Here is a 13,801-nt window from a genome sequence, read left to right as displayed (position 1 = left end):
ATACGCCAGTGCCGACAAACACGCCGGTACCAACGGCAACGCCGACGAACACGCCAGTGCCGACGAATACGCCAGTACCGACGAACACGTCAGTACCGACAAACACGCCAGTGCCAACGGCAACGCCGACAAACACGCCGGTACCGACAAACACGCCAGTGCCAACGGCAATGCCGACGAATACGCCAGTGCCGACAAACACGCCGGTACCAACGGCAACGCCGACGAACACGCCAGTGCCGACGAATACGCCAGTACCGACAAACACACCAATACCAACGGCAACGCCGACGAACACGCCGGTACCAACAGCAACGCCGACGAACACGCCAGTACCGACAAACACGCCAGTGCCGACGAATACGCCAGTACCGACGAACACACCAATACCAACGGCAACGCCGACAAACACGCCAGTACCGACGAACACGCCAGTACCGACGAACACACCAATACCAACGGCAACGCCGACAAACACGCCAGTGCCGACGAACACGCCAGTACCGACGAATACACCAATACCAACGGCAACGCCGACGAACACGCCAGTACCGACAAACACGCCAGTGCCGACAAACACGCCAGTACCAACGGCAACGCCAGTGCCGACGAACACGCCAGTGCCGACAAACACACCTGCGCCGACTGGATATAAAGTGGGCACAACAGTGAAACATCCGGCGACAAACGGATATTATAAAGTTACCGCCACAGACACGGTAGAATATATAAAACCGATAAAGAAAAAGGTAAGCACTGTCACAATTCCAGACAGCGTAAACCTGAAGGGCGCGAATTACAAAGTAACCTCAATAGCCGCCAAAGCATTCAAGAGCAATAAATACCTGAAAAAGGCTATCATAGGAAACAATGTAATCCAGATTAAAAGCTATGCCTTTTATAAGTGCACGAAACTCTCTTACGTACAAATCGGAGGCTCAGTAAAAGCTATCGGAAAACAAAGCTTTTATGGCTGCAAAAAGTTAAACGAAATGAGAATCTACACCTCCCGCCTGAAAGCCAAATACGTAGGCTCTAATGCCTTCAAAGGCACTCCATCCAAGATGAAAGTCTACGTCCCCAGGAAAAAGGCAAAGAGCTACAAAACGGTTTTTGTAAAACGAGGCATAAGCAAAAAGATTGTAATAAAGAAGATGTAATATTTGTTTGTGTTATGGGGAGATTTTCAAAGAAAGCTGGGTCTTCAAACATCGAAAAAGCAATCGGCGGTTCAAACTAATATAACAAGAGAATATATAAGGGACTGTAATAGATGCGTGTTGCGTGTGAAGTGACATTCATCTGTTATAGTCCCTTTTCTCTTGACATTTTTCCACGTAATGTGCAAAATAAACTCATAAAGTTCAAACAATTTCAGGAGAAATTATATCATGAGGCGGGATTTTTTACACTTAAAGGCACCGGAAAACTGGAGTTAGAAGACACTTTCCGGCCAGGATGCCCTACGCAGCAGTAACCCATTCTGAATAAAAACACGCTCTAAAATGGGGACTGTCTGGATGTCGGAGATTACCAGATTTCCACAAGAAATGGAACAATTTGTACTGACAGAACAAGAGTATTATAAAAATATGAATTAAAAAGAAAGTTGTGAAACAAAATGAAACGAATTGATTTTGAAAATGGCACGGTAACCAGAAACATTTTCAGCGCTGCAATCCCCATGCTGGTGGCACAGATACTCAGTCTTTTATATAATATTGTAGACAGAATCTATATCGCCAGAATCCCTGAAGTGGGAACTACAGCGCTTGGCGCAGTCGGTTTATGTTTCCCGTTAATCGTGATTATCACTGCCTTTGCAAATCTGTTTGGCAGTGGCGGCGCTCCTGTTTTTTCTATAAACAGAGGTATGAAAGACAACCAGAAAGCGCAGGAAGTGATGAACACTTCCTTTACTATGGTGTGCGGAAGCGGGATCATTCTGATGATAGCTGGTATGCTTTTTGCAAGACCTCTGCTGGTACTTTTTGGAGCATCTGAGGATGCTTTGGTTTATGCATATCCCTACATGATGATCTACCTGATCGGAACGATTCCATCCATGATCGCCACAGGAATGAACCCATTTATCAATGCACAGGGATACGCGACAACTGGCATGCTTTCTGTAGCAATTGGTGCAGTCGCCAATCTGATCCTGGATCCATTATTCATTTTTGTGCTTGGTTTCGGAATCAAAGGAGCTGCCATTGCGACTGTTCTTTCCCAGTTCCTATCAGCTGCTTATGTACTACTTTTTCTTGAAAAAAGAGCGGAAATGAAAGCTCGGCTTTTGAAAAAAACAGAGCTGAAAAGCTGCAAAGAGAATGCAAAAAACATTGTCAGTCTTGGTACTGCAGGCTTCATTATGCAGCTGACAAACAGCCTGGTAACCATCTGCTGCAACAATGTTCTGGGGGTCACCGGAGGGGATGTTTACATATCCGTTATGACTATCGTATCCAGTGTCCGTCAGATGGTAGAGACGCCGATTTATGCTATAAATGAAGGAACATCACCTATTCTGAGCTATAATTATGGGGCAAAAAGACCGAAGCTTGTCCGCAAGGCAATGGTCACTCTGGCAGTAATGGTTCTGGTTTATACAGCAGTAATGTGGAACGTGATTATCTTTGTTCCGGATTATCTGATTGCCATTTTCAGCTCCGATAAGCTCTTGATAAAGGATGCAGTTCCGGCACTGAAAACCTACTTTGCAGCCTTTATTTTTATGGATCTGCAGTACATTGGACAGACTGTTTTCAAGTCTTTAAATAAGAAAAAACAGGCCATTTTCTTCTCGCTTTTGAGAAAAGTTTTTATTGTAGTTCCGTTGACATACCTGCTTCCCTACGTGTTTAAAATGGGAACTCACGGAGTATTCCTGGCAGAGCCGGTATCTAATGTAATTGGCGGAAGCCTTTGTTTCGTTACAATGCTGCTGACTATATTGCCGGAGTTAAAGAGGATGGAGAAGAAAAACGGAGAGGCGGACCGTCCCATGGAGTACTTTAAAACGAGGTAAAAATATATGGAAAATACAATTATAATCGCGATTGTAAGTCTTCTCTGTATCCTGGCTCATGTCCCCACTCTGATCCTGCGAATTGTTCCGTTTCACGAAAAAATCTCAGATAAAGACAGGATCAGACTGACTGTAATCTATGCAATTGGTCTGGCTGTGGACTTCGGAATCTGCATGTGGGTGGAAAATTACCGGGAAATTGACGTGCCGTTTTATAAGATAAATCTTATTGCTTTCTGTATTGTAATGGCTGCTGTAAATATCTGGCTTGTCCCTGGTTTATTGAAGTTGCTACGGAGAAGAAACACGACATGCTTCTGATTACGGTAGACAATTCTTTTGACGGAATATTATTCCAGGAAAATGGGAAAATTTACTCAAAAAAAACGGCAAAACAAACAGGAAGGAATCGGCATTCTTTCCATGAAAAAACTGTGTGAAAAACACGGCGGAGCCAGTCACTTCGAAGCGGTCGGCAACAGGTTCCAGGCCAGCTTTATATTGAAAAGTGAGGTTGAAGATTAAAAAATGGTTAAAGTTGATTTAATTACAGGCTTTCTTGGCTCAGGAAAAACGACTTTCATAAAGAAATATGCTGCATGGCTGATGAGTCAGGGGCAGAATATTGGAATTCTGGAGAATGATTTTGGTGCAGTGAATGTGGACATGATGCTGCTTCATGATCTGGAAGGTGAGAACTGCGAGCTGGAAATGGTTTCAGGTGGATGTGATGCGGACTGCCACAGAAGACGTTTCAAGACCAAGCTGATCGCAATGGGAATGTGCGGATATGACAGAGTTCTCATTGAGCCTTCCGGGATTTTTGATGTGGATGAGTTTTTCGATGCCCTTTATGAAGAGCCGTTGGATAAGTGGTATCAGATTGGAAATGTGATTACCATTCTGGATGCCAGACTGGAGGAGAAGCTGCAGCCACAGGCAGAGTATATTCTGGCTTCAGAGGCGGCTGATGCAGGTTGTATTGTTCTGAGCAAGAGCCAGGAGGCATCTGAGGAAGAGATTAGTGGAACTGTGAAACATCTGAATCGCGCACTGGAAAGCGTGAAATGCAAACGACGTTTTACGGAAAATGAGATACTGAATAAGAATTGGGAAAAGTTTACAGATGAGGATTTTCAGAAGATTTTCAACAGCGGGTATGTGATGGAAGATTTCGAGAAACAGTGTTTTGATGAGAAAGAAGGGTTCCAGTCATTGTATTTTATGGAGCTGAAGAGTTCCGAGACCCAGTTGGAGAAAGCAGCGCATCAGATTCTGGATGATCCGGAATGTGGGGATGTTTTCCGAATTAAGGGCTTTGTGAAATTAGAAGAAAATGCTGCCGCGGTAACCGAAAACGAAAAAATGAATTCGGGCTCCGCTCAGAAAGTGTCCGCCGACAATAACTGGCTGGAATTAAACGCCACCCGTAAAGAATTTTCCCTAAGGCCCATTTCCGCAGGCCAGGAAGTCGTGATCGTGATCGGGGAGAATATGAATGAGGCGCGGATACGGGAGTATCTGGGGACAGCGAATATTAAGTAACCGCCATATTGACTAGAGCGTGTTTGAAAAATTATTCCCGCAATCTGTACGCCCCACTTTGCGGGAGATTTCACCCGAATTCGGTTGCCGTAGCCCGCTACGGCGCCCTCATCCGAGCGAAATTTCCCACAAATTGTGACGCACATCTTGCAGAAAGCCTTTTTCAAATACGCTCTAGATTACCATTATTTAAGAAAATATCAAAGCGTAATTTTGAAAATCTGAAATTTAAATTACTTTCCGTCCCTGCACATATTTCCCAACCAAATTGCGGTCGTCGGACAGATAAACAAGCCTTTCCAGTCTGTCACGGGTGGAGATTTCCTGGGGATGACGGATATTGCTGTCGTCCAGAATCATGGCGTCGAATTCATAGCCTTTTTCGAAGCTGCCGACTTTTCCGAAGAAGGAGCCACCACCGATCGTGGCCATGTAAAAAGCTTCTTCCAGAGTAACCGGGGCCTGGGTCTGGTCCATCAGGCGCCAGCGGAGCTTGGAAACCTGGATGGCATCGGCAATTGCGCGGAACATGGAAAGGGAAAATCCACCGGCAACATCAGTTCCAAGACCTACGTGAAGTCCCATGTCAAGATAACGGCGGATGGGAGCGATTCCGGAAGCAATGTCGGTGTTGGATTCCGGGCAATGGGCGATGTAAACACCCTGGTCTTTGATCATCTGGATTTCCTCATCTGTGGAATGAACACAGTGGGCCATGATAGTAGGGCATGTATTGCTGCTTGCAGAAGCAGGATTGGAGACTTCTTCGTTTGCTGCAGGTTTCGTTCCAAACAATCCAAACATATCATACGCATCCCCATAAAATCTGCTTGTGGGACAAAGCTCCTTTACCCATGCAATTTCCCCGAAATTTTCAGACAGATGAGACTGAATTGGAATGTGGTATTCCCGCTGGATTTTTCCCAGCTCGGTCATCAGTTCATCCGTACAGGATGGGGTAAAACGTGGGGTTAGGATTGGGTAGGTGTGGTCGTAACGTCCCTTGATCTCTTCCAGCCACTGGCGTGTATCCTGTGCAGAAGCCTGTGCGCTTTTCTCCTGAAGCTCCAGTGCTCCATTGCGATCCATATTTACTTTTCCAACCATAGTTGTTAGACCGCTTTCCTCCAGCATGTCCATGAGAAGCTCCGTTGCCGGACGGTGCAAGGTGGCGAAAATGCAGGCTCTGGTGGTGAAGCTGTGCTTTAAGTCATCCACGAAAATGGAGTAAGCCTTTTTCGCATAGGACAGGTCAGCGTACTTGGCTTCCTGTGGGAAAGTGATGGTGTTCAGCCAGTCCAGCAGCTCCAGATCCATGCCGGTTCCGCGGTAAGCGTACTGGGGAGCGTGCAGATGAAGGTCAGTGAATCCTGGGATGATCAGTCGATCACCCATGTCTTCTACCGGAATGTCCTTATATTCTGCCGGAAGCTGGGAAAAAATACCAGCACAGAGACTGTTTTCACAGACTACATAAGAGTTTTCATGAAAAACAAGTTCTTTCTGATTCTTGCTGTAACAAATTGTACCTTTCAAAGCAAACAAATCTTTTTTCATATCAGACCATCCTTTCTGCCAGAGGCGAGGCAAAGTAAAACTCCGGGATAGTTTGCGGCTGAGAACGTACTGCCGGAAACATGCAAAATGTGATTTCGGGCTGATTCAGCAATAAAAAAACCACCCGGAAAATGCCATACCTGCATACCTCTTCGCATGCAGCTTATAGACAACTATTAGGGTAGTTGGTAGAAACGTCCAACCAGATTATGGACATATATAAGCGTTTGCTGTTTTTATTTTATACCTTTATTGTACATGGTAAAGGGTGCAGAATCAAGGGGATTTTCACAAAAAAAATCTACATTTTCATATCTTTATTGCTGGATTTGTTATATAATGAAGTAAAATTTGCGGACAAGAAATTAGAGCGTGTTTGAAAAAGGCTTTCTGCAAAATCTCCCACAAAGTGGGGCGTGCAGATTGCGGGAATGATTTTTCAAACAGGCTCTAGAATGGAGATTGACATAACATGAGTTACAGTTTTAAAGGCCGTGTCAGATACAGTGAAATAGGCGAAGATGGTTGCCTGACTCTTCCTGGAATTCAGAATTATTATCAGGATTGCTGCACCTTTCAATCTGAGAATATAGGGCAGGGAATGAAGGCGCTGGAGGAACGCCAGAGAGCCTGGGTGTTGTCATCCTGGCAGATTGTGGTGAACCGATATCCGGGATTGGGAGAGACGATTGTGGCATCAACGGCGCCATATGGCTTCAAAGGCTTTCTTGGAATGCGTAACTTCACTCTGAAAACAGAAGATGGAGAGCTTTTATCCTATGCAAACAGTATCTGGACCAATATTGATACAGAGACCGGTCTGCCGGCCAGACTTACAGACGAAGACACCAGAGGATACGAACTGGATGAAAAGCTGGAGATGGATTATGCGCCACGTAAGATTGCCCTTCCGGAAGGGATGGAAGCTCAGGAGTCTTTTGCAATACAGAAACATCATCTGGACACCCATCACCATGTTAATAATTGTCAGTATATCCGCATGGGGGCAGACTATCTGCCAGAAGGCTTTGAAATCCGCCAGATGAGGGCAGAATATAAGAAGCAGGCACTGCTTGGAGACGTTTTTTATCCGGCAGTGAAGCTGGAAATGGGAAAGGTTACGGTTGCGCTTTCCACGGAGAATGGCGAACCTTATGCGATTGTAGAGTTTATGTCTGCATGAGGTGAGACTATATGAATATCATGTGAGCGAAATAACTGTATCGCTTTAGAGATATCTCCATACAGGGAGGTCAGTTGAGAATGGCGAAACAGGAAATTTTATTAGAAAGGCGGTTTACATAAATGAAAATTGGAATACTTGGAGCTGGAGGAATTGCAGTTCAGATGGCGAAAACAGTAGCTGGAATGAAGGATGTGGAGAATTACGCAGTGGCAGCCAGAAGCTTTGAACGGGCGCAGGCTTTTGCCGAGAAATACGGTTTTTCCAAGGCTTATGGCTCTTATGAGGAAATGCTTGCAGACCCGCAGGTGGATCTGGTTTATATTGCAACCCCTCATTCCCATCATTATCTTCATGCAAAGATGTGCCTGGAGGCAGGAAAAAATGTGCTTTGTGAAAAGGCGTTTACTGTAAATGCAGACCAGGCAAGAAAGCTTTTTGCCCTGGCGAAAGAGAAAAACCTGCTGATCACAGAGGCAATCTGGACCAGATATATGCCATCCAGAAAGATGATCGATGATATTATTTCAAGCGGTGTGATCGGTGAAGTGACAGCTGTTACTGCCAATCTGAACTATGCCATCAGTGAGGTGGAACGTATCCGTAAGCCGGAGCTGGCAGGCGGTGCGCTTCTGGATGTTGGTGTTTATACCATTAATTTCGCAAGCATGGTTCTTGGGGATAAGTTGAAGAATGTACAGGCAACTGCTATTTTCCGTGAAGGTGTGGATATGCTGGATACGATTGCTATGGTATTTGAAGGCGACCGCATGGCTACCTTGCAGTGTGGTGCCCGTGAAATTTCTGACAGAATGGGAAGTATTTTTGGAACCAAAGGTTATATTCAGGTGCAGAATATTAATAATCCGGAGAAAATCACAGTGTTTGACAAGGAGCATAAGGAGGTTGCAGCTTATTTGCCTCCGGCACAGATCACAGGCTATGAGTATGAGGTTGAGGCCTGCGCCAGAGCAATCGCACAGGGCGAAAAGGAATGCCCGGAAATGCCTCATGATGAGACTGTGCGTGTGATGGAGATCATGGATGGAATCAGGAAATCCTGGGGCTATGAGATTCCGTTGTATGAGTAGGCAGGGAGGAAGCTCAGCTATTTTGCGCCTGTGGCGCTCTCACAGCTGCCGTCCGGGATCTTCATAGTTATAAACACCTTGTGAAATGCTGCCAAAGCCTGTTTGAAAAATTATTCCTGCAATCTCTTGCAAATTGTGACGAACATTTTGCAGAAAGCCTTTTTCAAACATGCTTTAGTGAACAGTAACAACAATAGAAACAGATACAAAAAATATAAGATACAAGTAGAAATACATCCGCACAAGTGCTATATTATGTTTAATATGATGTCTGCGGTAAAGAATGCAGGAGCTCTGATGGACAAGGGGAATGGAAAGATACCGGAAGCTTTTTGTGAGATGTAACCAGACATCTGAAGAATAAAATGCGTATTTGCGTGTGTAAAAAGGAGGATACAGCTATGCTTGAAAAATTAAAAGAAGAAGTTTACAAAGCAAATATGGACCTGCCGAAATACGGCCTGGTTACTTTTACCTGGGGAAATGTAAGTGGAATTGATCGTGAAAAAGGTCTTTTCGTAATCAAGCCAAGTGGTGTGGAATATGAGAAACTGACACCGGAAGATATGGTAGTTGTAGACCTGGAAGGTAATAAAGTAGAAGGTAAATATAACCCATCATCTGATACTCCGACCCATGTAGTTCTGTACAATGCTTTCCCGAAGATCGGTGGAATCGTACATACTCATTCCTCCTGGGCTACCAGCTGGGCACAGGCCGGCCGCGCAATTCCATGCTATGGAACCACTCATGCTGATTATATTTACGGTGAGGTTCCATGCGTCCGTAATCTGGATAAGAGTGAGATTGCGGAAGCTTATGAGAAGAATACTGGTATTCTCATTGCCGACTATTTCAAGAAGAGAGATTATGAGGCTGTTCCGGCTGTTCTTTGCAAGAATCATGGTCCTTTCACATGGGGCAAGGATGCGCACGAGGCAGTGCATAATGCAGTAGTTCTGGAAGAAGTTGCCAAGATGGCTTCCCGCTGCGAGCTGATCAATCCGAATGTGAAACCTGCTCCGCAGGAGCTTCAGGATAAGCATTACTATAGAAAACATGGTGCAAATGCTTATTATGGACAGGAAAATATTGAGTGAAAACTGAGATGAATTGCGTGACCGCTGTTTGTACCTTGAGATAGGTATGAATGGCGGTTACTTAATATTCGATGCTTTTAAAGGAGGAAAAATATAAGACGAACAACTAAGATAGTAGTTCGCCTTATAAAGATTATTTACTATATTCAATTTCCACTGGTTTCGCACCTGCAAGTTCCATACTTCTCTTGTCCGGCTGTGTACAGCCAACGTAAATATGGAAGTGGCTGCCGTCCTCTGTTCTTGCTCCAGTTTCATCTACTACGGTGAAGGCCTTTGGAGCAATGGAAAGTGTGACGGTTTTTGTTTCGCCTGCTTTCAGGAAAACAGGAGTGAAAGCAGCAAGCTCCGGGTTTGGAACGGCCAGAGAAGAATCTGCATTCTTTATGTAAACCTGAACCACATCCCGGGTATCAATTGCGCCCTGGTTGGTGACAGTGGCCTGGATTGTAACTGGTGCTGCTGTGGTATTAGTGCCGCTTTCGAAACCTGCCTTGCCGGAAACACTTGTACCATTTGTGTCGGCTGCGCTGTTTTCACTGACAACTGCATCTGTCACTACTACCTTCCCATAAGTCAATCCATATCCAAATGGGAACTGCGCCTTATTTTCCATATAGCGGTAGGTGCGTCCCTTCATGGCGTAGTCGGTGAAATCCGGAAGTTCTTCCAGGGTATTGTAGAAGGTCACTGGCAGTTTGCCGGATGGGGAGACATCTCCGAACAGTATTCTTGCGGCGGCTTTTCCACCTTCGGCACCTGGGTACCACAGAACCATCACTGCATCGAAATGTTCTTCTGCATAAGAAAGATCAATGTCACTTCCGGCCATTAAGCACAGAACAACCGGTTTGCCTGACTGTGCCATGGCTTCCATCAGATCCAGCTGAACCTGTGGAAGCTGCAAGGTCTCTTTGTCACCGGAAGCGTAGCTGTTTCCGGTATCTCCTTCTTCACCCTCCAGCGTTTCATCAAGTCCTACACAGAGGATTACCACATCACTGTTTGCGGCAACAATCTTGGCCTCGGCCAGTCGGTCCTGGGTAAGTGCCAGATGCTCAGTACGGTCGCGGAAAAGATCACAGCCCACGGAAGCAAGCACCCGGACATCGCTTCCGCCAGCACCAAGATAATCCTGAATGCCTTCCTGAATGGTACAATAACGGGATGCGGTACCGTGATAGTTTCCTACCAGTGCCGCGCGGCTGTCTGCATTTGGTCCCACGATTCCAATGGTTTTGATCTTCTCTTTCTGTAATGGCAGGATTCCGTTGTTTTTCAGAAGCACGAAGCTTTCTTCGGCGGCTTTTCTGGAAAGTGCCAGATGCTCCGGGGATTCTACCTCTGAATATGGAATCTTGTCATATTCTGTTTCTTCAAATAATCCCAGCATATATCTGGTTGTGAAAAGACGGATCGCAGATTCTGTGATAGTTTCTTCTGAAATCAGCCCTTTTTCATAAGCTTTCAAAATATGAAGATAAGTGTTTCCACAGTTCAGATCGCAGCCGTTGTTTAAGGCAAGAGCAGCCGATTCAGCGGGTGTGCTGGTTACCATGTGGTGCTCATGGAAGTCTTTGATCGCCCAGCAGTCGGAAACGAAATATCCCTGGAAGCTCCAGTCACCGCGCAGCTTTTTCTGAAGAGTAGGACTTCCGCAGCAAGGTTCGCCGTTAGTGCGGTTGTAAGCACCCATGAAGCCTTCCACGTCTGCTTCTTTTGCCAAGGCTTCAAAAGCCGGCAGGTAGGTTTCTTCCATATCCTTCGGGGTAGCAATGGCGTCAAATTCATGGCGGATCGCTTCCGGTCCTGAGTGGACTGCAAAGTGTTTCGCGCAGGCAGCGGCTTTTATAACTTCTCCATCACCCTGGAGTCCTTTTACAAAGGAAACACCCAGCTCTTTGGTAAGATAAGGATCTTCACCATAGGTTTCATGTCCTCGTCCCCATCTGGGATCGCGAAAAATATTTACGTTTGGGGACCAGAAAGTAAGCCCTTTGTAAATATCACGGTCCTCTTCCTGGGAATAAGCATTGTATTTGGCGCGGCCTTCAGTGGCAGTCACATCTGCGATTTCCTCTAGAAGCTCTGTGTCAAAAGTAGCTCCAAGGCCGATTGCTTGTGGGAAAACAGTTGCCTGGCCGGCGCGTGCGACTCCGTGGAGAGCTTCGTTCCACCAGTTGTAAGCCGGGATGCCCAGTCGCTTGATCGCCGGAGCGTCATAACGCAGCTGGCTTGCTTTTTCCTCCAAAGTCATCTGATTGACCAGTTCGGTCGCTTTTTTTCTAGCCTCTTCTCTGTTCATAATGTTTCTCCTGTTGTTGTCATAAATTCATGGTGACTATAAAACACAATGTTAAATCGGGGTATATAAACTCTGTGACCTGCACAAATACAGGTCACAAAGTTTAGTAAATGAAAAGGTTTCAATGTTATGTATCATCCCTTGACTGCACCTGTGGTAAGACCTTCTACGATCTGGTTACTGAACAGGGAGTAAACAACGACTGTAGGTGCGATTGCGATAATGATCGCAGCAAACATCTGCACATAGTTGGTTGCGTAAGGCCCAACGAAATAGGTTAGTGTAACCGGCAGTGTCTTTTTCATAGGATCGGAAATAAATACCATGGCAAGAAGCAGCTCGTTCCAGTTGTTGATGAAGGTCATCAGACCGGATACGAAGAAGCCGGTTCTGCAAAGTGGCAGTGCGATCCGGAAAAAGCATCCGTAGATTCCGCAACCATCAATGGCAGCAGCCTCGAACATTTCTCCTGGCATGGAACGGAAAAATCCGGTAAGCAGGAAAATGGTCATTGGCAGGGAGAAGGTAATATAAGGAATCATCAATCCGCCCTGGGAATTGGTAAGACCAAGTTTTGCAAATCTTACAAAAAGAGGAATCAGAACACAATGTACTGGAACCATCATTCCGATGAGGAAGAAGGTGTGCATGAATTCCGATAATTTCCAGCGCATTCTGGCGATGGCAAAAGCTGCCATAGCGCCGAAGAAAAGACTGACAATCAGGGTAGCGCCGCAGACGATGACAGAGTTTATAAGGGCGGTGCCAAGTTTTCCCATCTGCCATGCCTGCGCATAGTTTTCAAAATGAAATACTTCTGGCAGGGAAAATGGTGCGGACATAACACCAGCGTTATCTTTCAGAGATACAGACAGCATCCACAGAAGTGGAGCCAGATAAATAACTGCCAGGATCACCAGCAGGATATAAATCACTACGATTACCGGTTTTACCGGCTTTTTCGGAGCTTTTACTTTTACGTTGCTCATTTTCCCACCTCCTTATGACTCGTAAGTTTCAACTTTGATGACTTTCTTTACCAGAAGGGTTACAAGCAGGCAGAGCACCAGGAGCACCACGGAAATGGCGCTGGCGTAGCCGTATTTGAAATAGTTGAAACCTTCTGCGTAAAGCTCAGTTGCAAGGACTTCTGTTCTGTGGTTCGGACCACCCTGAGTCATATTGTAAACCAGGTCGAAGAACTTCAGGGAACCGATACAGTTCAGGGAAAGTGATGTGATCATCATTGGTTTGATCAGCGGAAGGGTGATATAGCGGAATGCTTTTACCTTTGACGCGCCGTCTATATAGGAAGCTTCATAAATATCACGGGAAATTCCGGTGATCTGTGCCATATAAAGCATCATGTTCTGACCAAGGTACTGCCACAGGGCAACAAATGCGATAACCCACATGGGAAGTACAATAAATCCGGTAGAGTCCATCAGCCACAGAGGTCCTTCAATGCCGAATTTTGCAAGCAGATTGTTGATACCAATTCTCGGATTGAAAAGGAAGGACCAGAGAAGTCCAAGTGCTGCTGAGGAAAGTACGCATGGAAGATAATAAATGTTCTTGAAAATGTTGCGGCCTTTCGGGATGTTGGTGAGCATAACAGCAAGTAAAAGACCGAAGATCTGCTGTGTGACTGCTGAAAAGATCATGAAAAAGATGGAGTTTTTCAGGGCAATACGGAATGTGGCATCACCGAAAAACAGTTTCTTATAGTTTTTTAATCCCACAAATTCAGGGGGTGTAAGTGCTGCGTAATCGCAGAGTGAGTAGTAAACCATTTGTATCGTCGGGATGATCAGGACCAGAAGGAACATGATCAGCGCCGGGGCGATAAATACGAAAATGGCTTTTTTGTCGCGCAGAATTTTATCCATAATATCTCCTTCCGTCAAATGTGTGCGGTTTTACTACTAAAGAAAACCGAATGATAGCAAAGAATAAGCCGTTGTCTGCATGAGTATTGTATTGATTTTGGTG

The 13,801-nt window shown here is 45.5% G+C and carries 14 protein-coding genes, 1 pseudogene and 1 riboswitch; of the genes and pseudogenes, 9 read left to right on the top strand and 6 right to left on the bottom strand.

Features of this window, described 5'->3' with window-relative positions; genetic code table 11:
• The 6 genes from AB5170_RS14820 to AB5170_RS14795 form a co-directional block, all read left to right on the top strand.
• Positions 1-655: hypothetical protein (locus tag AB5170_RS14820; protein ID WP_368365090.1), on the top strand; the 655-nt coding region annotated here is incomplete at its 5' end.
• Between the two features lies 1 nt (position 656).
• Positions 657-1,160, top strand: coding sequence for a leucine-rich repeat domain-containing protein (locus tag AB5170_RS14815; protein WP_368365089.1), 504 nt, complete (start codon positions 657-659; stop codon positions 1,158-1,160).
• Positions 1,161-1,621: 461 nt separating this feature from the next.
• Positions 1,622-3,028: an MATE family efflux transporter gene (locus tag AB5170_RS14810; protein ID WP_313720505.1), complete on the top strand. Its 1,407-nt coding sequence runs from the start codon at positions 1,622-1,624 to the stop codon at positions 3,026-3,028.
• Between the two features lie 6 nt (positions 3,029-3,034).
• Positions 3,035-3,349 (top strand): hypothetical protein, encoded by a 315-nt coding sequence (locus AB5170_RS14805; protein ID WP_226837854.1) that lies wholly within the window; start codon positions 3,035-3,037, stop codon positions 3,347-3,349.
• 18 nt (positions 3,350-3,367) lie between these two features.
• Positions 3,368-3,553, top strand: coding sequence for a GHKL domain-containing protein (locus AB5170_RS14800; RefSeq protein ID WP_226837855.1), 186 nt, complete (start codon positions 3,368-3,370; stop codon positions 3,551-3,553).
• Positions 3,554-3,556: 3 nt separating this feature from the next.
• Positions 3,557-4,573: a GTP-binding protein gene (locus tag AB5170_RS14795; protein WP_226837856.1), complete on the top strand. Its 1,017-nt coding sequence runs from the start codon at positions 3,557-3,559 to the stop codon at positions 4,571-4,573.
• A 65-nt stretch (positions 4,574-4,638) separates the two neighbouring features.
• Here the strand turns inward: AB5170_RS14795 and AB5170_RS14790 are convergent.
• From AB5170_RS14790 to AB5170_RS14780, 3 genes and pseudogenes are all read right to left on the bottom strand, one after another.
• Positions 4,639-4,719, bottom strand: a pseudogene (locus AB5170_RS14790) (DUF6783 domain-containing protein); the annotation flags it as partial.
• An 82-nt stretch (positions 4,720-4,801) separates the two neighbouring features.
• Positions 4,802-6,130 carry an amidohydrolase family protein gene (locus tag AB5170_RS14785; RefSeq protein WP_226837857.1) on the bottom strand — a complete coding sequence of 443 codons (1,329 nt, stop codon included), beginning with the start codon at positions 6,128-6,130 and terminating at the stop codon, positions 4,802-4,804.
• Positions 6,131-6,276: 146 nt separating this feature from the next.
• Positions 6,277-6,373: riboswitch (purine riboswitch) on the bottom strand.
• A 122-nt stretch (positions 6,374-6,495) separates the two neighbouring features.
• Positions 6,496-6,573, bottom strand: coding sequence for a DUF6783 domain-containing protein (locus tag AB5170_RS14780; RefSeq protein ID WP_368357117.1), 78 nt, complete (start codon positions 6,571-6,573; stop codon positions 6,496-6,498).
• Positions 6,574-6,602: 29 nt separating this feature from the next.
• Between AB5170_RS14780 and AB5170_RS14775 the strand changes: the two genes are divergently transcribed.
• The 3 genes from AB5170_RS14775 to AB5170_RS14765 all read left to right on the top strand — a co-directional run bounded on the left by AB5170_RS14775 (position 6,603) and on the right by AB5170_RS14765 (position 9,504).
• On the top strand, positions 6,603-7,313 hold the full coding sequence (locus AB5170_RS14775; protein ID WP_195992601.1) for an acyl-[acyl-carrier-protein] thioesterase: 711 nt from the start codon (positions 6,603-6,605) through the stop codon (positions 7,311-7,313).
• 122 nt (positions 7,314-7,435) lie between these two features.
• Entirely contained in the window at positions 7,436-8,404 is a 969-nt protein-coding gene (locus AB5170_RS14770; protein ID WP_295260916.1) for a Gfo/Idh/MocA family protein, read from the top strand.
• Between the two features lie 401 nt (positions 8,405-8,805).
• The gene (locus AB5170_RS14765; RefSeq protein ID WP_118583558.1) at positions 8,806-9,504 is read left to right on the top strand and encodes an L-ribulose-5-phosphate 4-epimerase; all 699 of its coding nucleotides are present in this window, start codon (positions 8,806-8,808) and stop codon (positions 9,502-9,504) included.
• A 133-nt stretch (positions 9,505-9,637) separates the two neighbouring features.
• On the opposite strand, the gene AB5170_RS14760 is transcribed toward AB5170_RS14765, so the two are convergent.
• From AB5170_RS14760 to AB5170_RS14750, 3 genes are all read right to left on the bottom strand, one after another.
• Entirely contained in the window at positions 9,638-11,809 is a 2,172-nt protein-coding gene (locus tag AB5170_RS14760) for a glycoside hydrolase family 3 C-terminal domain-containing protein (RefSeq protein ID WP_226837860.1), read from the bottom strand.
• A 134-nt stretch (positions 11,810-11,943) separates the two neighbouring features.
• Positions 11,944-12,798 (bottom strand): carbohydrate ABC transporter permease, encoded by an 855-nt coding sequence (locus tag AB5170_RS14755; protein WP_173769643.1) that lies wholly within the window; start codon positions 12,796-12,798, stop codon positions 11,944-11,946.
• A gap of 12 nt (positions 12,799-12,810) precedes the next feature.
• The gene (locus AB5170_RS14750) at positions 12,811-13,698 is read right to left on the bottom strand and encodes a carbohydrate ABC transporter permease (RefSeq protein ID WP_118583552.1); all 888 of its coding nucleotides are present in this window, start codon (positions 13,696-13,698) and stop codon (positions 12,811-12,813) included.
• Between the last annotated feature and the right edge of the window lie 103 nt (positions 13,699-13,801).

The sequence above is a fragment of the Ruminococcus sp. RTP21484sp1_RTP21281st1_A8_RTP21281_210402 genome (assembly GCF_040914025.1).
Taxonomy (GTDB): Bacteria; Bacillota; Clostridia; order Lachnospirales; family Lachnospiraceae; genus Blautia_A; species Blautia_A faecis.
The sequence above is the reverse complement of the archived record's forward strand: the minus strand, read 5'-3'. Positions and strand labels throughout refer to the sequence as shown.